At 53.8% G+C, this 23553-nt stretch carries 22 protein-coding genes; 13 read left to right on the top strand and 9 right to left on the bottom strand.

Annotation, left to right across the window (positions count from 1 at the left end; translation table 11 throughout):
- Positions 1 to 3: 3 nt before the first annotated feature.
- A complete protein-coding gene (locus X965_RS19870) occupies positions 4 to 129 on the bottom strand; it encodes a hypothetical protein (protein ID WP_004241683.1) in 126 nt (41 codons plus the stop codon).
- Here X965_RS19870 and moeA point away from each other — a divergent pair.
- Together moeA and moeB are read left to right on the top strand one after the other, a co-directional pair.
- Complete coding sequence (gene moeA, locus X965_RS03420; protein WP_036417049.1) at positions 128 to 1378, top strand: molybdopterin molybdotransferase MoeA; 1251 nt, start codon at positions 128 to 130, stop codon at positions 1376 to 1378. The genes X965_RS19870 and moeA overlap by 2 nt on opposite strands.
- Positions 1378 to 2151, top strand: a complete 774-nt coding sequence (gene moeB, locus X965_RS03425; RefSeq protein WP_004241680.1) for a molybdopterin-synthase adenylyltransferase MoeB — start codon at positions 1378 to 1380, stop codon at positions 2149 to 2151. Before moeA ends, moeB begins: the two co-directional genes overlap by 1 nt.
- Here the strand turns inward: moeB and X965_RS03430 are convergent.
- Positions 2108 to 3412, bottom strand: coding sequence for a cytosine deaminase (locus tag X965_RS03430; RefSeq protein ID WP_015422559.1), 1305 nt, complete (start codon positions 3410 to 3412; stop codon positions 2108 to 2110). The two genes, moeB and X965_RS03430, sit on opposite strands and share 44 nt — an antisense overlap.
- Positions 3405 to 4652, bottom strand: a complete 1248-nt coding sequence (gene codB, locus X965_RS03435) for a cytosine permease (RefSeq protein WP_004241678.1) — start codon at positions 4650 to 4652, stop codon at positions 3405 to 3407. Before codB ends, X965_RS03430 begins: the two co-directional genes overlap by 8 nt.
- Before the next feature lie 1007 nt (positions 4653 to 5659).
- On the opposite strand from codB, the gene X965_RS03440 reads away from it, so the two are divergent.
- Positions 5660 to 7012 (top strand): APC family permease, encoded by a 1353-nt coding sequence (locus X965_RS03440; protein ID WP_036417052.1) that lies wholly within the window; start codon positions 5660 to 5662, stop codon positions 7010 to 7012.
- A gap of 27 nt (positions 7013 to 7039) precedes the next feature.
- Positions 7040 to 8761, top strand: a complete 1722-nt coding sequence (locus tag X965_RS03445; RefSeq protein ID WP_004235724.1) for an amidohydrolase — start codon at positions 7040 to 7042, stop codon at positions 8759 to 8761.
- A gap of 56 nt (positions 8762 to 8817) precedes the next feature.
- Here X965_RS03445 and X965_RS03450 read toward each other — a convergent pair whose 3' ends face one another.
- Together X965_RS03450 and X965_RS03455 are read right to left on the bottom strand one after the other, a co-directional pair.
- Positions 8818 to 9279 carry a GNAT family N-acetyltransferase gene (locus tag X965_RS03450; protein ID WP_004235723.1) on the bottom strand — a complete coding sequence of 154 codons (462 nt, stop codon included), beginning with the start codon at positions 9277 to 9279 and terminating at the stop codon, positions 8818 to 8820.
- Positions 9280 to 9291: 12 nt separating this feature from the next.
- The gene (locus X965_RS03455) at positions 9292 to 9867 is read right to left on the bottom strand and encodes a TIGR00730 family Rossman fold protein (RefSeq protein ID WP_015422556.1); all 576 of its coding nucleotides are present in this window, start codon (positions 9865 to 9867) and stop codon (positions 9292 to 9294) included.
- A gap of 248 nt (positions 9868 to 10115) precedes the next feature.
- Between X965_RS03455 and rhtA the strand changes: the two genes are divergently transcribed.
- From rhtA to X965_RS03470, 3 genes are all read left to right on the top strand, one after another.
- Positions 10116 to 11015, top strand: coding sequence for a threonine/homoserine exporter RhtA (gene rhtA, locus X965_RS03460; RefSeq protein ID WP_004235720.1), 900 nt, complete (start codon positions 10116 to 10118; stop codon positions 11013 to 11015).
- Positions 11016 to 11157: 142 nt separating this feature from the next.
- The gene (dps, locus tag X965_RS03465) at positions 11158 to 11661 is read left to right on the top strand and encodes a DNA starvation/stationary phase protection protein Dps (protein WP_004235719.1); all 504 of its coding nucleotides are present in this window, start codon (positions 11158 to 11160) and stop codon (positions 11659 to 11661) included.
- Between the two features lie 335 nt (positions 11662 to 11996).
- Positions 11997 to 12701 (top strand): molecular chaperone, encoded by a 705-nt coding sequence (locus X965_RS03470; RefSeq protein WP_036417054.1) that lies wholly within the window; start codon positions 11997 to 11999, stop codon positions 12699 to 12701.
- A gap of 15 nt (positions 12702 to 12716) precedes the next feature.
- On the opposite strand, the gene dinG is transcribed toward X965_RS03470, so the two are convergent.
- On the bottom strand, positions 12717 to 14825 hold the full coding sequence (dinG, locus tag X965_RS03475) for an ATP-dependent DNA helicase DinG (RefSeq protein WP_036417057.1): 2109 nt from the start codon (positions 14823 to 14825) through the stop codon (positions 12717 to 12719).
- Positions 14826 to 15012: 187 nt separating this feature from the next.
- On the opposite strand from dinG, the gene X965_RS19510 reads away from it, so the two are divergent.
- Positions 15013 to 15162 (top strand): hypothetical protein, encoded by a 150-nt coding sequence (locus X965_RS19510; protein ID WP_004241665.1) that lies wholly within the window; start codon positions 15013 to 15015, stop codon positions 15160 to 15162.
- A gap of 32 nt (positions 15163 to 15194) precedes the next feature.
- Positions 15195 to 16034 (top strand): 3-mercaptopyruvate sulfurtransferase, encoded by an 840-nt coding sequence (gene sseA / locus X965_RS03480; protein ID WP_036417061.1) that lies wholly within the window; start codon positions 15195 to 15197, stop codon positions 16032 to 16034.
- Between the two features lie 56 nt (positions 16035 to 16090).
- On the opposite strand, the gene X965_RS03485 is transcribed toward sseA, so the two are convergent.
- The 3 genes from X965_RS03485 to rhlE all read right to left on the bottom strand — a co-directional run bounded on the left by X965_RS03485 (position 16091) and on the right by rhlE (position 18727).
- Positions 16091 to 16339 carry a GlsB/YeaQ/YmgE family stress response membrane protein gene (locus X965_RS03485; protein ID WP_004235708.1) on the bottom strand — a complete coding sequence of 83 codons (249 nt, stop codon included), beginning with the start codon at positions 16337 to 16339 and terminating at the stop codon, positions 16091 to 16093.
- 84 nt (positions 16340 to 16423) lie between these two features.
- Positions 16424 to 17368, bottom strand: a complete 945-nt coding sequence (gene dusC, locus X965_RS03490; RefSeq protein WP_004241659.1) for a tRNA dihydrouridine(16) synthase DusC — start codon at positions 17366 to 17368, stop codon at positions 16424 to 16426.
- A 12-nt stretch (positions 17369 to 17380) separates the two neighbouring features.
- Complete coding sequence (rhlE, locus tag X965_RS03495; RefSeq protein ID WP_004235705.1) at positions 17381 to 18727, bottom strand: ATP-dependent RNA helicase RhlE; 1347 nt, start codon at positions 18725 to 18727, stop codon at positions 17381 to 17383.
- A 214-nt stretch (positions 18728 to 18941) separates the two neighbouring features.
- Between rhlE and cecR the strand changes: the two genes are divergently transcribed.
- From cecR to X965_RS03515, 4 genes are read left to right on the top strand one after another with little or no spacing between them, the layout of a single operon-like run.
- A complete protein-coding gene (cecR, locus tag X965_RS03500) occupies positions 18942 to 19628 on the top strand; it encodes a transcriptional regulator CecR (RefSeq protein WP_004235704.1) in 687 nt (228 codons plus the stop codon).
- 38 nt (positions 19629 to 19666) lie between these two features.
- Complete coding sequence (gene hlyD, locus X965_RS03505; RefSeq protein ID WP_004235703.1) at positions 19667 to 20665, top strand: secretion protein HlyD; 999 nt, start codon at positions 19667 to 19669, stop codon at positions 20663 to 20665.
- Positions 20666 to 20674: 9 nt separating this feature from the next.
- Positions 20675 to 22420, top strand: a complete 1746-nt coding sequence (locus tag X965_RS03510; protein ID WP_004235702.1) for an ATP-binding cassette domain-containing protein — start codon at positions 20675 to 20677, stop codon at positions 22418 to 22420.
- Positions 22417 to 23553, top strand: coding sequence for an ABC transporter permease (locus tag X965_RS03515; RefSeq protein ID WP_036417063.1), 1137 nt, complete (start codon positions 22417 to 22419; stop codon positions 23551 to 23553). Before X965_RS03510 ends, X965_RS03515 begins: the two co-directional genes overlap by 4 nt.

Here is a 23553-nt window from a genome sequence, read left to right on the forward strand (position 1 = left end):
GAATCAGATCTGTTGCTCACGCTTTTGTGCCACATCATTCAACTTGTGCTGTAAGTCTGCCATAATGCCCTTCTCTTTATTATCCGTTTTATCTGCGCCCAGCAGGCGCCGGGAGTGAAACAGCATCATGGCTAATCCGACAGAAAGTTACACCTCTTCGTTAATCTCTTTACAGGAAGCACTGGATAAGCTGCTCGCGACCCCGGCCGCGATCACCGGTACTGAAACAATCGCGCTGACGGATGCCGCCGGGCGGATCACTGCCACCCCGGTTATTTCGCCTATCAATGTACCGCCGTTTGATAATTCCGCAATGGATGGTTACGGATTTCGCCTGTCCGACTGGGACGGAAAAACCCCGCTGCCGGTTGCCGGTCGCGCTCTGGCGGGTGTTCCATTCAAAGGTGAATTACCGGCCGGACAATGTGTCCGTATTATGACCGGCGCACCGGTACCCAAGGGTGTGGATACCGTGGTGATGCAGGAAGAAGCGAAAGTGTCGGATGCCGGAATTACCTTTACCGCCGGAATTACCGCCGGGCAGAATATCCGCCGTACTGGTGAGGATATCGCGCAACACAGTGAAGTTTTACCGGCAGGCACCAAACTGGCCGCCGCCCAGCTGCCGCTGATTGCCTCCCTCGGTCTGGCGGAGCTGTCCGTGGTGCGCAAACTGAAAGTGGCGGTGTTCTCCACCGGTGATGAATTGCAGGCGGTCGGCCAGCCGCTGGGTGACGGACAGATTTATGATACCAACCGCTTTGCGGTTCGTCTGATGCTGGAAAAGCTCGGTTGTGATGTGATTGATCTCGGCGTGATCCCGGATAATCCGGATATTCTGCGCACCACTTTTGAGAAAGCCGATGCACAGGCGGATCTGGTGATCAGCAGCGGCGGCGTGTCTGTCGGCGAAGCGGATTACACCAAACAGATTCTTGATGAAATCGGCAAAATTAATTTCTGGAAACTGGCGATCAAACCGGGCAAGCCGTTTGCTTTCGGTAAGCTGAATAACGCCTGGTTTTGCGGTCTGCCGGGTAACCCGGTCTCCACCACCGTTACCTTTTATGAGCTGGTGCAGCCGCTGATCGCCCGCCTGTCCGGTTTCAGCCAGTGGCAGCCGCCAATGCGGTTTAAAGCCGTCACCACCACGCCACTGAAAAAATCCGCCGGTCGTCTGGATTTCCAGCGCGGTATTGCCGGGGTGAATGAATCCGGTCAGATGGTGGTAAAAACCACCGGCGACCAGGGCTCGCATATTTTCAGTTCATTCAGCCTCGCCAACTGCTTTATTGTGCTGGAGCGTGAGCGCGGTGCGGTTGCCGCCGGTGAAACCGTTGAAATCGAGTTTTTTAACCATTTACTGAAGAATGACTGATGGCGACTGAACCCGGACATATTGAGCTCAGTGATGAGGAAGCGCTGCGTTATAACCGGCAGATCGTGCTGCGCGGCTTTGATTTTGATGGTCAGGAAGCGCTGAAAGCCGGGCGGGTGCTGATCACCGGCCTCGGCGGACTCGGGTGTGCGGCAGCGCAGTATCTGGCGGCGGCGGGCGTGGGGCATCTTACGTTGCTGGATTTTGATACCGTGTCGCTCTCCAATCTTCAGCGTCAGATCCTGCATACCGATGCCCGTATCGGGATGGCAAAAACAGAATCCGCCGCGATTGCGCTGAAAGCCGTCAATCCGCATTGCCGGACTGAAACCGTTACCAAACAGCTGGATGATGATGAGCTTACCGCTCTGATCCGGTCTCACCATGTGGTGCTGGACTGCACTGATAATGTCGCCGTCCGCGAACAACTGAACCGGGCGTGTCATCAGCTGAAGATCCCGCTGGTGTCCGGTGCCGCTATTCGTATGGAAGGACAGATTGCTGTCTTTACCTGGCAGGAGGGGGAACCCTGTTACCGCTGCCTGAGCCGGTTATTCGGGGAGAACAGTCTGACCTGTGTGGAAGCGGGTGTGATGGCACCGCTGGTCGGCACCATCGGCACCCTGGAGGCGATGGAGTGCATCAAACTGCTCACCGGCTACGGGCAGGTGAGCAGCGGAAAAGTGGTGCTGTTTGATGCGATGCGCATGCAGTTCCGCACCATTAATCTTAAGCCTGATCCTCAGTGCGAGGTGTGCGGCTGTAACGGATAGTCTCCGGTTTATCCAGGTGGATCTGTGTGACGGCAGGCTGTGTTTCTGCTATCACACGGCCGTCACGGACAGAGTAACGCACCGGCACCTGACGGCGGACGGCATCAAACCCGTTTTCCGCCGGCAGGATCAGCAGGCTGGCGCGTTTGCCTTCCGCTACGCCGTAATCCTGTAAGTTCAGGGTACGCGCACTGTATTCCGTGATCAGTTTCAGCCCGTCATTAATCTGACCATATCCCATCAGCTGACAGACATGCAGCCCCATATGCAGTACCTGGAGCATATTGGCGGTGCCCAGCGGATACCACGGGTCAAACACGTCATCGTGACCGAAGCAAACATTAATATCCGCCGCCAGCATCTCTTTGACACGGGTGATCCCGCGGCGCTTCGGATAGGTATCGAAACGCCCCTGTAAATGAATATTCACCAGCGGGTTCGCCACAAAGTTAATGCCGGACATTTTCAGCAGACGGAACAGGCGGGAAGTATAAGCGCCGTTATAAGAATGCATCGCCGTGGTGTGGCTGGCGGTAACACGCGCGCCCATTCCCTCACGGTGTGCCAGCGCGGCAACGGTTTCCACAAAACGGGACTGTTCATCATCGATTTCATCACAATGCACGTCGATCAGGCGGTCATATTTCTGTGCCAGCGCAAAGGTTTTGTGCAGGGATTCCACGCCGTATTCGCGGGTAAATTCAAAGTGCGGGATAGCCCCCGCCACATCCGCGCCCAGGCGCAGTGCTTCTTCCAGCAGTGCCTCACCGTCCGGATAGGACATGATCCCTTCCTGCGGAAACGCAACAATCTGTAAATCCACCCACGGCGCGACTTCCTGTTTCACTTCCAGCATCGCTTTCAGCGCGGTCAGGGTGGCATCGGAGACATCAACGTGGGTACGGACATGCTGGATGCCGTTAGCAATCTGCCATTTCAGGGTCTGCCGGGCACGGGTTTTCACATCATCATGCGTCAGCAGCGCTTTGCGTTCCGCCCAGCGTTCAATGCCTTCAAATAAGGTACCGGACTGGTTCCACGCCGGTTCCCCGGCGGTCTGGGTGGTATCGAGGTGAATATGCGGCTCGACGAACGGCGCGGTGACCAGGCCGCCTTCGGCGTCCAGGCTCTCCGGCAATATTTCACCTTCCGGCTGCGGCACAATCGCGGTAATGCGCTGATTATCGATGTCGATACGCCACAGGCCAGCACGATCCGGCAGACGGGCATTAAAAATATGTTTTACGGTTTGATTAAGCACGGGTCATCTCCGGGTTGGTTGTACGACGACGGTTAAGTAACGGATTGAGGACAGCATAGCTTAATGCCCCGCCGAGAACTGCGTTCACCGGCACAATCCCCGGCAGCCAGTGCCCAGCAATCACACCTGCCGCCACGGCCAGCAGTGCGCTGACATTCACATCGCGCATTTTGCTGCGGTCAAAGGTTTCATAACGGTGACGGTACATCAGGTAATCGGCAATAATAATGCCCCCGATTGGCGGGATAGCGGCAGATAAGAAGGTCAGCCAGCCGACAAAATTATTGTAGAGCCACAGAGCGCACAGTGTGCCGATAAGCCCGTTGACGATAGATAAGGTTTTGCTGGAAAGCCCGGTGATATTGGCAAACCCCAGGCCGGAGGCGTAAAGCGCGTTATCATTGGTGGTCCAGATATTCAGACCGAGAACGATAATCGCCGGTAATAACAGTCCCTGGGCAATCATCACATCAGAGATATCCGCCATACCGAGAGACGCCGCCCCGGCCGCCCCGAAGATAAACATCAGTGAATTACCGAGGAAGAAGGCGATAATCGCCACCAGCACCGCAATTTTCGGCTTGCGACCGAAGCGGACAAAATCCGCCGTCAGCGTACCGGCACTGACAAACGAACCGACCACCATGGCGAGCGCCAGATTAAAATCAATCGGCTGTGCCGGGATCACATCACGCAGTGCGCTCATGCCGCCCATACCGGTTACCGCGAGGTAAACAGAATAGCTGCCGAGAATGGCAATCGCCGGAACCGCAATCACCGAGAGTACGGTCAGCGCAGAGATACCGAAGAAAACGGTAATGGTCATCAGCACTCCGGAGATGCCGATCAGCCAGTTGATATCCCAGCCCGTTGCTTTGCCGACCGGAATGGCAAACATGGCCACACCGACGCCGAACCAACCGACCTGTGTGCCGCCGAGTAAGAATGAAGGGAGCCAGGAGCCTTTAATACCGAAGGAGTAACGCGCGAGAAGATGGGTTGTTAAGCCGGTTTTGGAACCAATGAAACCAAGAAAAGCGGTGTAGACACCAAGAAGAAGATTACCGATAAGAACTGCGAGGAAGAAATCATTAAAACTGAGACCGGTACCGAGAGCACCTCCGGTCCACATACTGGCGGAAAAGAAGGTCAAACCCAGCATTACAAAGGTTAATGCCAGCCCGCCTTTCCGCGCGGATATGGGCACAGGCCCATGACTGTAATTTTTATCCCCGGACACAATTACCTCCTGTTGCTTTTCTCAGGCCAAAAAAATCTGACGAATTCTATAGCCGCAAAAAACAAAAGCAAACGATTTCGTTCACACTTTAAGAGAATTAACGCATCGTTAATATCCCGGTAAAAAAGCATTTTGACCAAACGAACAGGACAAAAATGCGGAGAAATCGTTCCTGATTGCTGTACCCGTTATTGTCAGACGGAGAGGCTACTCCTGTTATCAGGATATGAACATGAAGTGCTTGAAATACGCTTCCGTCCGTCAAAAAATCAAAAAAATCACATAAAAATCAATTTATTAATATTTTAATTATTTACTGTCGCAGTAAGTGACGATAAACATTGCACGCCTGCCGGGAAATAACACCTGACATCAGAAAATAATATTCTTCTCCCGGGAGCTCTTTTATTTCCCCGGATATTCCGCCGGGGATGTTGTTATTTTTTATATTTTCTTTCTGACACGCGATTACTTTATCTTTATTTATCGGTTACCCACCGTTTTACGGCGATGAAAAGCAACAGCCCGGGACTTATCCGTCACCCTCCCGGTTCAAAAATACCCGGGTTATTCTCTTTTGCAGCCGGATAACGAATTACGTTATGTCACGTAATGTATTGCCGGTAACACCGGCTTATTACTTAAAACAGGTATCACAATGAATTTACTGAAAAATATATCAGGTTATGTTGTTTTCGGTATGCCTGATAATAAGCCGGAAAAGCACGACCGGTAAGGATGGTTTATCCTTATTATTATCCTGTTCAACTTCTGTTGCCAAATACAGATAACTCATATATTGTACGCCGCCTGCATTTACCCCAGCGTGTGGTGATGGCCCGTTTATCACTGACGTTTCAGTAAAGTGCGCACGATGCAGACGCAAGGTGCGAGGTTTATTGAAAATAAATGCAGACTGACCGTCATCCGCTGACGGCCGGAAATATATATTGTGCCCGGATGCGATATCCGCGGCATGTTTCAGGCTATTGGGAAGGGCTGTAAAAATGCAACAGAATACTGTGCAGATGAAACGCGTCTTAAATACCCCCGCGTTGGTTTTCTTCGGGCTCGCCTATATGGTGCCCCTTGGTATCTTCACAACTTACGGACAGGTTACCGTCCTCAGTGAAGGTCATTTACCGGTTGCTTATATTATTACTCTGACAGCCGTCCTGTTTACCGCACTCAGCTATTGTAAAATGACCAGCACACTGCCGCTGGCCGGCTCTGCGTATTCCTATGTCCAGAAAATCTTCGGCGGGAATACCGGGTTTCTGGTCGGCTGGGCGCAATTGCTGGATTATCTATTTCTGCCGATTATCAACTATATCGCCATCGGTATTTTTGTGCATGAAGCCCTGCCGTCGGTGCCGATGGAGCTGATTATCGTCTCCACCATTGTGATTGTCTCTGTGCTGAATATTCTCGGGATCAAACTGGTCACCTCGATGAATATGCTGATCATTGTGATGCAGCTGATATTTATCACGCTGTTCCTGTATCTCAGCTTCAGTTCCGCGTTCACAGTGGATAAAGAGGCGCTGCTCGCCCCGCTGACGGTGATGTCTGATCAGGTGTCCGGGCTGTTTGCCGGTGCGGCGGTTCTGTGTCTCGCATTCCTCGGGTTTGATGCCATCTCCACCATGGCGGAAGAGACCAAAGACGCCAAACGGGCGCTGCCGAAAGCAATCCTCTATACCGTGTTTATTGCCGGGACATTATTTATCATTATCTCTTACGCCGCACACCTGAGCTATCCGGCGTGGCGTGATTTCCTGCCGAACACCGATATCGCCAGTATTCAGGTGATGGAAAAAGTCGGCGGTGCACTGATGGCGTCCTCCTTTATTACCGCCTATGTGATCGGCGTGTTTGCTTCCGCGATGACATCCCAGGCCAGTATTGTGCGGATTTTCTATGCCATGGGCCGTGAAGGGGTGCTGCCGCGCTCAGTGTTTGCCCGTCTGCATGCCAGATTCAACACTCCGGTACTGTCGATCCTGTTTGTCGCCCTCGCCTCACTGATGGCGCTGGTGCTCTCCCTGAGCCTGGTGGCGTCCATGATAAGCTTCGGCGCACTGATTGCGTTTACCTTTGTAAATCTGTGTGTTATCAAACACTTTATTATTGACCGGAAAGAACCGCTGACGGCTGCCGTGATCCTGCGTTGTCTGGTGGTACCGGCTATCGGGGTGCTGCTGACCCTGTGGCTGTGGACCAGCCTGGATGCGCAGGCACTGACTGTCGGCCTGATCTGGCTGGGGATCGGTGTGGTATACCTCGGTGTGATCACCCGCTTCTTTACCCGCCGTCCGCCGTCAATCACGGAAGAAGAAACTCACTTAATTATCAATTAACTCTGTTGATGAGGATTGGAGAGCATAATGAAAATGACTGCCGCTGATATTATTTATCACAACGGTTATATCTATACTGCGGATGCGGAAAACCGCGTCGCCGGGGCCATCGCCATTGCTGACGGCCGTATTCTTGCCTGTGGTGATAATGATGACATGGCAGCATTCCGTGGTGAGCATACACAGTTTATCGACCTCGACGGCAAAATGATGATGCCGGGGATTATTGATGGTCATATGCACCCGTTCTGGGGCGGTATTCAGCTGTTCGGCTGCCATCTGAATTATGAATCCCTGACCATTGATGAGATCCTCGCCCGTGTGCAGGCGCATCTGGATAATGATCCGCGCACCGGCGAAAATGACTGGCTGAAAGTGACCGCCTGGCTGCGTCAGGGCATGTTACCGGCCGGTATTGATATGTACCGCGAAGACATGGATAAGCTCAATACCCGCCGCCCTGTCGTGCTGTTCTCCAATGACTGCCATACCCTGCTCGCCAACAGCCGTGCGCTGGAGCTGTTCGGCATCACCAGAGAAACCCCGGCACCGAGTGACGGTAAAATCGGCAAACACGCCAATGGTGAACTGAACGGTATCCTTGAGGATGCCCCGGCCATGCGTGCGGCGGACAGTATTCCCTCCATTCAGGCTGACCGCGCAGTGGATGTCGCCCGTCTGGTGCAGAAAGTCCTCAATGAACAGGGCGTCACCATGGTCATGGATGCACGTGTGGCAGAATTACAGCTGGATGCGTTCCGTGCATTACAGGAGCAGGGTGAACTGACACTGCGTGTGCAGGCTGCCCGTGAAATCACGCCGGATGATGCGCCGGATGTGGCATCCGTGCCGCAGGCCGTGCAAAACGCCGTTGCCTTTGCGGAGCGCTATCATCAGCCTGAATGGGGCCCGGAACCGGGCATCGCGGTAAAAAACATTAAAATGTTTGTTGATGGTGTGCTTCAGTTCCCGACCATGACCGCCTCCCTGCTGAAACCGTACCGCATCAATCACGGCACCCCGGCACAACCGGACTGGCGTGAGACAGAAAATTACGGTGATCTCTATTTCACTTCAGAGGTGATCGATGCCCTGCTCGAACGTATCGCAGCTGCCGGGTACGATCCGCATCTGCATACTGTCGGTGAAGGTGCGGTTGATATGGTGCTCAACGGCATCGAAAAAATGCGGGCTGCGCATCCGGGCAAAGATATCCGTCCGGGACTGGCTCACAATGAGCTGGTGGATGCCAAAGATTACGCGCGTTTCGCCAGACTCGGCACCATTGCCTGCCTCTCCTTCCAGTGGGCGGCACCGACTGCGGAACTGGCGGAATTCACCCGCAATATGATCGGTGAAACCCGTTTTCAGCAGCTGGAGCCTATCGGTAAGTTTATTGATGCCGGTGCGGTCGTTGCGTTCGGCAGTGACTGGCCGATTGATGATTTTGATGAATGGTATGATCTGAAAGTGGCCGCCACCCGCCGTGGTCATCCGGTCAACGGTCAGCCGGCACAGCGTCTGGACACCGACCGTGACCTGACTGTCACGGAAGTGCTGCGTGCCGCCACGATTGACTCGGCTTATGCTCAGCACCGGGAAGATATTCTCGGTTCCCTGGAGCCGGGCAAACTGGCTGATATGATCGTGCTGGATCGCAATGTGTTTCAGATACCTGCTGATGATATTGCCAATGTGAAAGTACTGCGCACCATTGTCGGCGGTAAAACCGTTCATCTGACCAACTGACGGTAATCCGCAGTCTGATAAACCAAAACCTCATCCTGCGATGAGGTTTTTTTATCTCAGTGCTTAATCGCCAGTGTGTGGATCACCGGCTGATAGCCTTCGCGCTCATATAAACGCATGGCACCGGTGTTTTCCGGCAGCACTGACAACTCCAGATGCGTATGGCCCTGTGCCTTTGACCAGTCTTTAACAGCATCCAGTAATTTTTTTCCGGTGCCCTGTCCGCGTACCGCCGGATCAACCACAATATCAAAGATATAACCGAAACGACGCGGCACCACACAGGTATAAGGTGAGGTAACCTGCGTCTGCGCAAAGGCGAACCCGGCAATATGCCCTTCCGTTTCCGCCACCAGCAGACAGAACTTTTCATCTGTCACAGCGTTTTCGATAAATCCGCGATCCTGCTGCGCCGGGCGCCAGCGGTCGGGCTGATATTCCGCCATCAGAGTAAATAACTGCTGATAAAGCTCAGCAATGCGATCAGTGTCATTCAGTGCGGCAGGGCGGATTATCATAGTATTCTCCGGTTAATCGTAGGTTTTGACCGCAGGTGCCTCATAGTCACGGAAGCGGCGGATAAGCGCGTTACCGTCAGTTTCGACTACCGCCATATGGCGGTATTTTTCCTGCATAAACTGCTCATCGGTCATTTTGCTGATCAGAGACAGCAGCGGGTCATAATAATTATTGATATTCATCAGCCCGACCGGCTTCTGATGCAGCCCGATCTGACTCCAGGTAAAGACCTCAGCAAACTCATCCAGGGTACCGAAGCCGCCCGGCAGCGCGACAAAGCCGTCCGCCAGTTCAATCATTTTGCTTTTACGTTCATGCATGGTGCTGACGCGATGAAGCTCAGTCAGGTTTTTATGAGCAATCTCCCGTCCTTCCAGCAATGCCGGGATCACGCCGATGGCCTTCCCGCCTTCGCGGAGTACGGTATCCGCCACCGTCCCCATGATCCCCACACTGGCACCACCGTAAACCAGGGTAATTCCCTGCTCAACCAGAATCCGGGCAAATTTCACGGCCTCAAGGCGGTAAATCTCTGATGCACCTGCAGCTGATCCGCAATAGACTGCTATTCGTTTAATATCCCGCATATCTGCCCTGTCCTTATCGTGATGAAATGAAAATCCGGCAGTCAGTATACGCAAGCGGTCTGAAGATAGCACTCGTCAGATTTTGCTATATTACCCGGCAATCGCTGTCTGCGGATTAATATCCTCTTAAATCAGTAATTGCTATCCGTCAGCCGCCCCGCTAAGATTGCAGGACGAGTTCTGCCTTTTGCATGCAATTCAACATAACTAATTGTCTCACCGCATTTTTATTGCTCCCGAGGTTCTTCATGTCTGCGTCTCCCCGCCAGCAAAGTGGTTCTCCGTGGTTACCGATCGGCTTATTGCTGCTGTCGATGATCTCTATTCAGAGCGGTGCCTCACTGGCAAAAACCCTGTTTCCGGTTATTGGTGCCCCGGGTGTGACCGCCCTGCGATTACTGCTGGGTACAGCGATTCTGCTGGTGATTTTTAAACCCTGGCGGCTGCGTTTTACCCGTGAGTCTTTGCTGCCGATGCTGGGATACGGCCTCTCGCTCGGGGCGATGAACTATCTGTTCTATCTGGCGCTGTCCACCATTCCGCTCGGGATTGCAGTCGCCCTGGAGTTTACCGGGCCGCTGGCGGTTGCTATGTTCGGGGCACGGAAAATAACGGATTATCTCTGGATTATTCTGGTGATCGCCGGTCTCGCCTTTCTGCTGCCGCTCGGTGAGCAGATCGGACAGATTAATCAGCTGGATCCGGTGGGGATGCTGTATGCCCTGGGTGCCGGGGCGGGCTGGGCACTCTATATTATCTTCGGCCAGCGGGCCGGACGGTTTTACGGCGCAGCCACGGTTTCCGTCGGCTCGCTTATCGCCGCACTGATTTTTTTTCCGGTAGGGGCTTATCACAGTGATCTCAGTGTGATGTTCAGCTGGGCGGTACTGCCGGTCGGGGTGGCGGTAGCTATCTTATCAACAGCCTTCCCGTACTCGCTGGAGATGGTGGCACTGACCCGCCTGCCGACACGGACATTCGGCATACTGATGAGCCTTGAGCCGGTAATTGGCGCAATGGTGGGTATTATCTTCCTGAGCGAGCATCTGTTATTCACACAATGGCTGGCGCTGAGCTGCATTGTCATCGCCTCCATGGGCGCGGCACTGACCATCAAACCAAAGTCAAAAATCAAAGCTGTTGAGTAATCACCCGCCATACTGAAACCGGCCTCGTGCCGGTTTGCCTATCGATTCTATAGATTTAATCGAATTTAACTATCATCTGCGCTGCTCTATAGTAACCCCATCGAAACAAAGATGTTTAACGGAATAAATAAGGGGAACAATAATGAGCACCGCGAAATTAGTGAAAACCACAGCTTCTCACTTAGTGTACACCCGTAACGATGTCACTGATGATATTAAGCAGGAAACCATTGATGAACTGAATCATCAGGTTCTGCAGTTTATCGACCTGTCGCTGATGACCAAACAGGCGCACTGGAATCTGCGCGGCCGCAATTTCATTGCTGTACATGAAATGCTGGACGGCTTCCGTGACAGCCTCAACAGCCACCTGGATACCTTTGCCGAACGCGCTGTTCAGCTCGGCGGTGTGGCACTCGGTACCTCACAGGCTGTCAGTAAAGCCTCTGCTTTACCGGCTTATCCGACCGATATCCACACCGTGCAGGATCACCTGAAAGCACTGGCCGACCGTTATGCCATCGTCGCCAACGATATCCGCCGTGCCGTCAGCCGCGTTGAGGATGAAAATACCGCAGATATGTTTACTGCCGCCTCCCGCGACCTCGACCAGTACCTGTGGTTCATCGAAGCCAATATCGAATAATAGTCAGAAATACGGCACCGCAGCCGGCGGGTTACGGTGCTGAAATAAACATCTCATGTGTGAGTATGTGTCGCAGACAATAAAAACAGTAAGACCTAGTGAGTCAATCCTACCCTTTATACCGCCTCCGGGCGGTTTTTTTTTGCTTATTATTTTTCGGTATTAACGGTATTCCGTAATAAACAAAACCAAGAAAACATACGTATTTCAAAAACAAAAAAAACGCATAAAATTAAATGAAATAAAGGGAATACGTTAATACGTAATCATGGCAGGTAATTTTCTCAGTAATAATACCTGTCTGTGTATTTCTTCGTGCACAGCGGGGAAATAAAATGAAATCATATCTGTTATTTATCGGGTATTTTATCAGTGCCTTTTCTTTCGCTGACGGTATCAGTGCGAATAGCACACGGTATATTTATCCGAAAGGTGCTCACGATATTACGGCACGGATAAATAATGAATCCGCCACTGCGGCATTTGTTCAGTACTGGCTTGACCCGGGCGATTCCGAGGCTCTGCCCGCGAAATTGCCGGTCACGCCGTTTGAGCTGACCCCGCCTGTTTCATGCATCAATCCCGGAGCAGAACAGATTTTACGTATACGGCTGACAGATAAAAACAGTATGCCGTCAGACAGAAAAAGCCTGTGGCGGCTGAATATTCTTGATATTCCGCCGGTCAGTGAAACATCATCGCTGAAGGAAAAAAACTCAGGACAACTGGCCGTCCGTTCACGGTTTAAAGTCTTTTACCGCCCTGCCGGATTAAGTGACAGAAACACTGCCTCACAGCGGGTGTCATTTCAGTCCGGCAGTCATTCAATACGGGTCAATAATACATCGCCGTACCACATTACCATTACGGAAATCACCCTGGCGGATAAAAAACAAATACTGCATAAATCCTTTATGCTGCAACCGAAAAGCAGTTCGGAAATAGTGGTAAAAAGAACGGTTAAACGCGGTGACCATCTGACTGTCAGTAATATCAATGATCAGGGCGGTAACGTAACCTTTACCGCCACAGCAGAATAACGCTCACCCGTTTAATTATTTTTCAGGTTCAATATCCGGCCGCACAATCGGAAAGACCGGTAATGCATTAAGCAGCCTGCTGCCGTACCGTTTGGTCAGCAGGCGCTGGTCGTAAATTACCACATCCCCGTGACACTGATGACTGCGGATCAGCCGCCCGACCTGCTGAATCAGCGTAAATGACGCTCCCGGCAGGCTCTGGATTTCAAACGGGTAGCGGTTCAGGGATTTCAGCCAGTCGTTTTCCGTGATAATCACCGGGTTGGTGACCGGCGGAAACGCGATTTTGTGAATATGCACCTGAGTCAGGTAATCCCCTTTCAGATCAAGACCTTCGGCAAAAGAATGCAGGCCGATAAGCACACTGTTCTGCCCGTCCCGGATCCGCTGACAATGGGTTTCCACCAGCCGGTAACGGGGCTGATCCCCCTGCACCAGCAGTTGCAGACGTAAATCCGTCACATGGGTGAGAAACAGATCCATTGCCCGCTGGCTGTTAAACAGCACCAGCATGCCGCGGTGTTCACCGGACGCCAGCTGGGAGCGGAAATAACGCGCCATCTCCCCGATATGTGCGGCTTCATCGGCCGGTGTCGGTTCATAATGCATTTTCGGGATCACCAGCCGCCCCTGATGGCAGTGATCAAACGGAGAATCGAGTGCTACAAAACGGTCATCGGCCTTTTCACTCAGCCCGGTCATTTCCTGTAACCGGCTGAAACTGTTGAGTGAACGCAGGGTTGCCGAGGTCACCACAATATTCGGTACATTGCGCCATAACAGGTGGCCGAGCTGTTCGCTGACACGGATCCCCGCGCAGTGGAACCAGAGGTGAGACTGATTTTTTTCATAGCGGCGGCTGAGCCATTTTGAGACCGGTGCGTGAGAGATTTCCGACAGTGCCGCCAGACGCCACAGTTTAGCGCTGTTTTCCAGTGCACCGAGGAACTTTCCGGCGGTGAGGATGGCGCGGTGCAGACGGACAATATCCTGTTTTGCCGTCTGTTCGTTCAGATCACTGAGTATCCCCTCCACCATGCTGTGCAGAGCATCCGTCTGTTTTGACAACTGCTGAGCCGCCGCCGTCAATGGCTCCGGCAGTTCCCCGAGCGGAAACAGATAGTGCGGATCCGCCGCCTGCTCCGGCAGCAGCGCCTGTGTGTACATCGCCACATCGCGGTACACATCTGACATCGCGTCCAGGTGTTTCTGCAGACGGGCGCTGTCCGCCAGTTTCGGCGGTTTTACCGGGCGGAACTGTTGCAGATACTGGGTGACAAAGCGGGAAAGGTTATCCAGCTGCGCCTGAAGGGATACCAGGGTGATATCCCCTTCCACTTCCAGGGAATCACGGGCCACATCAGCGATATGGTGCCCTTCATCCAGCACCAGCAGCAATTTTTTGCTTTCCGGCAGAACCGATTCATTTTCCATTGCCGCCATCACCAGCGCGTGGTTGGCGACCACCACATCCACACTTTCAATTTCACGCCGCGCCAGGAAAAACGGGCAGCGCGAGTAATACTGACAGTTACGGCCGAGACAGCTGAGTTTGTCAGTGCTGATTTTGCGCCACAGGCTGTCCGGAATAGAGGTTTTATGGTGATCGCGCAGGCCGTCCCAGCCGAAAGAGGTAAAATCATTCTGCAGCTTGCGCACCGTGTCGCGTTCAGAGGCCGTTGCCACATCCGCTTTATCTTCGAGCAGCAGCATCAGGTCGATCTGTTCCCCTTCCGCCGCACCAATCACCGCCATATTGCGCGGACACACATAACGCCCGCGCCCGAATGCACCGGTAAAACGCAGATCAGGGATAATTTTTGCCAGCAGCGGCAGATCCTTGCTGTAGATCTGATCCTGCAACGCGACATTGGCGGTGCTGATCACCAGCAGCTTTTGCTGTTCCCGCGCGACCGCAATGCCCGGGATCAGATAAGAGAGGGTTTTTCCCACCCCGGTCGGGGCTTCAATCACCAGATGCCGCCCTTCATCGCCCGCCATCGTCCGGGCAACTTCCGCAATCATTTCCCGCTGCGGAGCGCGCGGGACAAAGCCGTCAATCTGCTCCGGCAGGGCTTTGTACCAGGCGCTGATTTGTTGTTTGACGGTGGCGGAAAGGGGCATCTGAAAAACCTATGGATAAATAAACAGGGCGCTATTGTTTCACACTACAGAAAAAAAATCAGCATGTCCGGGCCGTTACCGCTCATTTTCTGCATACGGTTGCTTCAATAGTTTGTTACAATTAATCAACATAGCCCCCGGATTTGTCCGGAAGACAGGCTCCATCAGATAAGACCAGAATACATATATGAAGAAATTATTGATTATTTTCATTTTTATTTTTGCCTTCGGCTCCCTCGGCGGCGTTTTTCTTGCCGGAATGAATATGTATAATCGTTCGGTTGCCCCTGAGACTCCATCCACGGCGCAGGAAACGACCACCGGAGAAGCCCGGTAGCACTCTGCGTCCTGCTAACGAGGTTAATTGCGATGTACCGAGACTATTTTGTGACAGCAGACTGGCTGCACACGCACCTGAATGACGACAATCTTGTTGTGCTCGATGTCAGCAAAGCGCCACCCGGTCAGCCAGCAAATTGCCATCAGTTATGGCTTGAGCGCCATATTCCGGGCGCACACTATTTTGATCTGGATAAAGTCGCTGATCTCTCCTCGCCGCTGCCGCATATGCTGCCGTCACCGGAGGTGTTCGCACAGGCTGCCGGTGAATTCGGGATCGATAATGACACCATGGTGATTATTTATGATCAGGGTAACCTGTTCTCCGCCCCGCGCGCCTGGTGGACACTGAAAACCTTCGGTATGAAAAATCTGCGTATTTTACAGGGCGGACTGAATGCCTGGGCCGGTGCCGGTTATACCACCGAAAGCGGCGATATCCCGCTGCCACAGGCGAAAACCTTTGTGCCGGAATTTCAGCGTCATAATGCGGTGAATAAAGATGATGTGCTGCTGGCGATTACGGACCCGGAAATTCAGATTGTCGATGCCCGTTCTGCCGATCGTTTTCAGGCGCTGGCACCGGATCCGCGTCCCGGCGTGCGTTCAGGCCATATTCCCGGCAGTTGCAATGTGCCGTGGAATACCCTGGTGGAAAACGGGATCTTCAAATCCCCGACGCAGATTCAGCAGATATTCCGTGATGCGGGTGTGGATTTAAGCAAATACCTGGTGGTGTCCTGCGGTTCCGGTATGACAGCCGCCATACTGCTGCTGGCGCTGACACTCACCGGCCATCAGAATGTCCGTCTGTATGACGGTTCCTGGGCGGAATGGGGCGGCTCAGACACCCTGCCGATTGAACCATAAAAAAATGCCGGAGCGCGTCAGCTGCTCCGGCATTTTTTAAATCTGTTATGCGGCTGTCAGCCCGCAAACTTCCCGGCGAGAAACAGCACCACCATCGCACCGATCACCGCTACCACAAAGCTGCCGAAATTAAACCCGTCGACACGCCCCTTGCCGAAGAAAACACTGATATATCCCCCGACAACAGCACCAACAACACCCAGTACAATCGTCATAATAATGCCGATACTATAGGTTCCGGGCATAATCCATTTCGCCAGCACACCGGCGATCAGGCCAAAAATAATCCAGGACAGAAAATTCATCAGTACCTCCTGCTGTATTAACGGGTTAAGAAAAAATCCGGCTCACCTGTCAATTAAAGTGCGATATGGCAAAAAAAGCAAATTTTATGCGCCCTGAGCCCGGGCAATCGCCTGTGCAATCGAGGCAGAATCTTTCAGCGGGCGGATCACGGCAAAAAGTTCATCCGCTTCCTGCGGATAGGCTTTATGCAGATAGCTGAACCACTGTTTGATACGCGCCACATGGTACAGCCCGGTATCACCCTGCTTTTCCAGCTGCGTGTAGCGGTACAGTAATGCCACCACTTCCGGCCACGGCATAAAGGGCGCGTTATATTTAACCACACAGCTCAGGTTCGGCACATTGAGCGCTCCGCGCCCGAGCATCACCGCATCACAGCCGGTCACGGCCAGGCATTGCTGCGCACTCTGCCAGTCACGGACTTCGCCGTTGGCAATCACCGGAATGGAGAGCCGCTGACGGATAGCTGCGATCGCCGGCCAGTCAATCAAATCCGCGCGATAACCTGCTTCTTTGGTGCGCCCGTGCACCGTGATCTCGGTTGCCCCGCCCTGTGCCACCGCATCGGCGATTTCAAACTGGTGCGCATTGCTGCTCCAGCCGAGCCGCACTTTCACCGACACCGGCAGATGTGCCGGTACCGCTTCACGGATAGCTTTGGTGCCCTGATAAATCAGCTCCGGGTCTTTAAGAAGCATCGCCCCGCCGCCGCTGCCGTTCACTGTTTTGGACGGGCAGCCGCAGTTGAGATCCACCCCGTGCGAGCCGAGTTCCGCCGCACGTGCGGCATTTTCCGCCAGCCATTGCGGGAACTGCCCCAGCAGCTGGATCCGCACCGGCGTACCGGATTCGGTCAGACCGCCGTTTTCCAGCTCCGGACAGAGACGGAAAAACAGTTTCTCCGGCAGCAGCATATCCACCACACGGACAAACTCGGTGATACAGAGATCATAGTCATTCACCGCCGTCAGCAGATGACGGACGAGGGGGTCTAAGACCCCCTGCATTGGTGCTAAAAGAACACGCATGAGCCGGTTCCGTTATTTGCCCCGGTTACCCCACGGGCTGCCGGAGTCGCTGTTGCCGGAACGCGGTTTGTGCTGACGCGGACGCGGCGGACGTTTGTCACCGCCACCGCTGTTACCGCGGCCTTCGGCGCTGCGACCCTGTCCGCCCTGACGTCCTCCGCCGGAACGTCCGTTGCCGCCGCGACCCTGCTTCGCTTTCTGGATAGGTTCGGCTTTGATGGACGGATCCGGATCGTAACCCGGTTCAGCCATCCGCTCGATTTGCTTTTTCAGCAGTTTTTCAATGTCACGTAATAAGTCATGCTCATCGACACATACCAGTGATAATGCCAGGCCGGTAGCCTCCGCACGCCCGGTACGGCCGATACGGTGGACATAATCTTCCGCCACATTCGGCAGTTCATAGTTCACCACATACGGCAGCTGCTCGATATCCAGACCGCGTGCCGCGATATCAGTCGCGACCAGAGCGCGGATAGCGCCGCTTTTGAAATCCGCCAGTGCACGGGTACGTGCGCCCTGGGATTTATTACCGTGGATAGCCGCCGCTTTGATGCCGCTGTCGTTAAGGAATTCCGCCAGACGATTGGCACCGTGTTTGGTGCGGGTGAAAATCAGCACCTGCTCCCAGTTATCACGGCCAATCAGGTGCGCCAGCAGTTCTGCTTTGCGTTTTTTATCCACCAGATGAACAAACTGTGTGACCTGCTGTGAGGCACTGTTGCGCGGGGAAACTTCCACCGTCACCGGATTATTCAGAATGGTATTCGCCAGAGATTTGATACCATTGGAGAATGTCGCGGAAAACAGTAAATTCTGACGTTTCACCGGTAATTTTTTGATAACACGGCGGATATCATGGATAAAGCCCATATCCAGCATGCGGTCAGCTTCATCCAGCACCAGAATTTCGACTTTGGATAAATCCACGGCATTCTGATGTTCCAGATCCAGCAGACGGCCCGGAGTGGCAATCAGGATATCCACGCCGCCGCGCAGTTTCATCATCTGCGGGTTGATGCTCACCCCGCCGAAGACCACCAGCGAACGGGTGCGCAGATGGCGGCTGTACTCGCGGACGTTTTCGCCGATCTGAGCGGCCAGTTCACGGGTCGGGGACAAAATCAGCGCGCGGACCGGACGCCCGCCGCCTTTGCGCGGATTATCCTGTAAATATTGCAGGATAGGTAAGGTAAAACCGGCGGTTTTTCCGGTACCGGTTTGTGCGCTGGCTAATAAGTCATGTCCGGCAAGAACCTGCGGAATGGCCTGCATCTGAATCGGGGTCGGCTGTTCGTAGCCCATCTCTGCGACGGCCTTCTGAATTTCCGGGCATAATGGTAATGATGAAAAACTCATGAATTGTTAAGACTCCGCCCCGGTCTGTTGTCTGCGGGGCCTGCTGATAATTGAATGTCGAAAATTAATCCGTCACTCCGGAAGAAATATCGATAAAATACGTCTGTGATCAATCCGTTGCTTACTGCTCATTTACAACAGATACTGATGAGCATACAGTTAATCATATGATTGATCTCTCGTTTATGCCGACACACCCATAAGGATATACGCCATGTCAGTCAATACGACTAATACGCCGCGAGGCGAACAAGCCAAACTCGCTTTACTGGAAGCCGCTATTGAGATTTTCGGACTGAACGGCCCAAATAGTGCCACTACTCGCCAGATTGCACAACGTGCGGATCAAAATATCGCAGCTATTGCTTATTATTTCGGCTCAAAAGACGGGTTGTATCTGGCCGTTGCACAGCATATTGCCGACATTATCCGTGATGAATTCCGTCCTGTCATTGAAGAAATTGATCTGTTTCTGGAAAACGGCGCTGACGAACGGGATGAAAGCCGCTGTCTGCAACTGATTGAACTGAGTTTTCTTGCCTACAATGAGCTGGTACTGAAGAAAAGTAATATTAATATCAGCCGGATTATGTCACGCGAGCAGTTAATTCCGACCAAAGCTTACACGCTTATCCACGAGCAGGCGCTGTCTGCGATTTTTACCCGCCAGGCAAGGCTTGTCGCCCGTTATACCGGGCTGCCGGACGGGCATATCAATACGCTGATCCATACACACGCTCTGATGGGTGAGATTTTATCTTTCCGTCTGGCACGGGAAAACCTGCTGCGCCAGACCGGCTGGGATAATATCGGCCCGAAAGAGTATGACATGATCAATGATGTGCTGCGGGAACATATCCGGTTGCTGCTCAGCGGATTAAAGCAGCATTACCGCAACTGATACACCGCTGTCTCTGATAACTCACCAGGAATCAATTCATGAAGCCAATGAAAAAAACCGGGATATTTATCATTATTCTGATCCTGCTGGCCGGTGCCGGCGGATGGTACTGGTGGGAGTCGCGCCCGTCGGGGCCTGCTCTGCTGTACGGTAATGTGGATATCCGGACGGTGAATCTTGGTTTTCGTGTCGGCGGCAAACTGCAATCCCTGAATGCGGATGAAGGGGCGGCGGTTCAGCCCGGTGAGCTGCTCGGTATGCTGGATGATACACCGTACCGTCACGCCCTGCTGAAAGCGGAAGGGGTACGGGACAGCGCGCAGGCGGCATTACTGCTGATGGAAGCCGGCTACCGGCCGGAAGAAATCGCGCAGGCAAAAGCCGATGTTGCCCGTAATACGGCAGCGGCGGAGTTTGCCCGTCAGTTTTATCAGCGCCAGGCCGGACTGATGAAAAGCCGTGCTATCTCCGCCAATGACCTGGAAAATGCCCGTAATCAGCGCAATCAGGCCGATGCGGCACTGAAAGCCTCACAGGACAAACTGAACCAACTGGAAAACGGTTACCGCAAAGAAGAGATTGCCGAAGCGCGCGGACAGCTGAAACAGGCTGAAGCCGCCGTGGAGCAGGCACAGCTTGACCTGGCAGACACCCGTCTGACCGCACCGGCAGCAGGTACTATTCTGACCCGCGCCATCGAGCCCGGCACGATTTTACCGGCAGGCAGCACCGTGTTCACCCTGACACTGACCAATCCGGTGTGGGTACGGGCGTATGTCAGCGAAAGCGAGCTGGGACAGGCACAGCCCGGCCGTAAAGTATTACTGGAAACCGACAGCCGCCCGGGCAAACCGTATCACGGGCATGTCGGATTTGTCTCCCCGACTGCCGAGTTTACCCCGAAATCCGTTGAAACCCCGGCACTGCGGACAGATCTGGTCTACCGTCTGCGCATTGTGGTGACGGATGCCGACCCGCTGCTGCGTCAGGGGATGCCGGTCACTATCCGCTTTGATAATGAAGAGCAGCAGCCGTAAGGAGAGACGATGCCAGACATCACTATCTCCCTCAGTGCCGTCGAAAAATGCTTTCCCGGCCTTGATAATCCGGCAGTTGACCGGCTGACCACCACCATCCGGGGCGGCGGTGTGACCGGGCTTGCCGGGCCGGACGGTGCCGGGAAAACTACCCTCATCCGCATGCTGGCCGGATTACTGAAACCAGACGGCGGGGAGATCCGCGTGGCCGGGTTTGATCCGATTGAAGACAGTGTGGCTTTGCGCGCACAGCTCGGTTATATGCCGCAGAAATTCGGGCTGTATGAAGATCTGTCCGTGATGGAAAACCTCCGTTTATATGCCGAACTGCGCGGTCTGCCGCACCATGAACAGCAGGCTGTTTTTGACCGCCTGCTGACCTTTACTGACCTGACCCGTTTTACCGGCCGCATGGCGGGCAAACTCTCCGGCGGCATGAAACAGAAGCTCGGACTGGCCTGCACACTGCTCGGGCAGCCGCAGGTGCTGCTGCTCGATGAGCCGGGTGTGGGAGTCGATCCTATCGCCCGCCGCGAACTGTGGCGGATGGTGCACACTCTCGCCGATGACGGCATGCTGATCCTCTGGAGTACCTCTTATCTGGATGAGGCAGAACAGTGCCGCGATGTGCTGCTGCTCAATCAGGGAAAAGTCATTTATGAGGGCAAACCGGCACAACTGACAGAAACGATGGAAGGCCGCTCTTTCCTGCTCTCCGCAGCCCCCGGTGAACGCCGCCGCATCTTACAGGAGGCATTGATTCAGCCACAGGTGTCTGATGGTGTTATTCAGGGACGTTATGTCCGGCTGATTGTAAAACCACAGGCCGATACCCACACCCTGCTCAGCGCGCTGAAATGCCCGGATGCAGAGCTGCTGCCTGCTAAGCCCCGTTTTGAGGACGCATTTATTGATCTGCTCGGCGGCGGCCCTTCTCACCGCTCACAGCTGGCGCAGATTATGCCGCAGATCCCGGCGGCACCGGATGAAACCGTGATTGAAGCCGTCAGTCTGACGAAAAAATTCGGCGATTTTGCCGCGACCGATCATGTGGATTTTCAGGTCAAACGCGGGGAGATTTTCGGCCTGCTCGGCCCGAACGGTGCGGGCAAATCCACCACCTTTAAGATGATGTGCGGCCTGATGATCCCGAGCAGCGGCCGTGCCCTGGTGCTGGGGCTGGATCTGAAAACCAGCTCAGCCAAAGCCCGCAGCCGCCTGGGTTATATGGCGCAGAAATTTTCTCTCTACGGCAATCTGACGGTCGCCCAGAACCTGAAATTTTTCTCCGGCGCTTACGGTCTGCGCGGCAAAGCGCAGCAGCAGAAAATCGATGATATGGTAAATGCTTTTAATTTCACCCCGATCCTGCGCCAGACCACCGAAGATTTGCCGCTCGGTTTCAAACAGCGGCTGGCGCTGGCCTGCGCCCTGATGCATGAGCCGGATATTCTCTTTCTCGATGAACCCACCTCCGGGGTTGACCCGCTCACCCGCCGTGAATTCTGGCTGCATATTAACGGCATGGTGGATAAAGGCGTCACCGTGATGGTGACCACTCACTTTATGGATGAGGCGGAATATTGTGACCGCATAGGGCTGGTCTATCACGGCAAAATCATTGCCGCCGGTACCCCTGATGAGCTGAAAGCCTCGGTGGCAGACGACACCCGTCCTGATCCGTCAATGGAAGATGCCTTTATCGGGCTGGTCGAGGAGTATGACAAAGAAAGCGCACAGGAGGCTGCATCATGAGCACACCTTCCGGTTTTTCATGGCGCCGTCTGCGGGCGCTGTGCATCAAAGAGAGCAAACAGATTGTCCGCGATCCGTCGAGTGCCCTGATCGCAATTGTGATCCCGCTGATTCTGTTATTTATTTTCGGTTACGGCATCAATCTGGATTCATCAAAACTGCGCCTCGGGATTCTGGTGAATCAGCAGAGCGAACCGGCGCGGGAGCTGATCAACGCCTTTACCGGCTCTCCGTTTATTGATGCCACCCTCAGTGATAACCGCCGTGAATTAATTGATAAACTCCAGGCGGGGCATATCCGCGGTATTGTGGTGATCCCGGCGGATTTGGACAAACGTCTGGCTCGTCAGGGTGATATCGCACAGATTCAGGTGATTACGGACGGCAGCGAGCCCAATACCGCCAACTTTGTACAGGGCTATGCCAGCGGTATCTGGCAGGTCTGGCAGCAGCAGCGGGCACAGGATCGGGGGATCAGCAGTGAGCCGACTGTTGATGTCCGGCTGCGCTACTGGTTTAACCCGGCTGCTATCAGCCAGCATTTTATTATACCGGGCGCTATCAGCATCATTATTACCGTGGTCGGCGCTATCCTGACCTCACTGGTGGTGGCACGGGAATGGGAGCGCGGCACCATGGAAGCCCTGCTCTCAACACAGGTGACCAAAACGGAACTGCTGCTCTCCAAACTGCTGCCGTATCAGGTGCTCGGCAGTTTTGTCATGGTGCTGTGTATGGTGGTGACGGTGTATGTACTGGATGTGCCGTATCACGGCTCGCTGTGGCTTCTGGCCCTGGTGACCTCCCTCTATCTCGCCACCGCGCTTGGTATGGGATTGCTGATATCCACCGTGACCCGCAATCAGTTTAACGCGGCTATGATTTCGCTGAACGCCGCATTTCTGCCTGCGATTATGCTGTCCGGCTTTGTGTTTGAAATTGACAGTATGCCGGTGGCGATACAGGTGGTAACTTATGTGATCCCGGCGCGCTACTTTGTGGAAAGCCTGCAGACACTGTTCCTGGCGGGTAATATTATGCCGGTGATTATCAGTAATCTGGTGTTGCTGATCCTGTCAGCGCTTGTGTTTATCGGCCTGACCGCCCTGAAAACCCGCCGCCGGCTTGATTAA

This window comes from Morganella sp. EGD-HP17, assembly GCF_000512315.2.
GTDB classification, from domain to species: domain Bacteria; phylum Pseudomonadota; class Gammaproteobacteria; order Enterobacterales; family Enterobacteriaceae; genus Morganella; species Morganella morganii.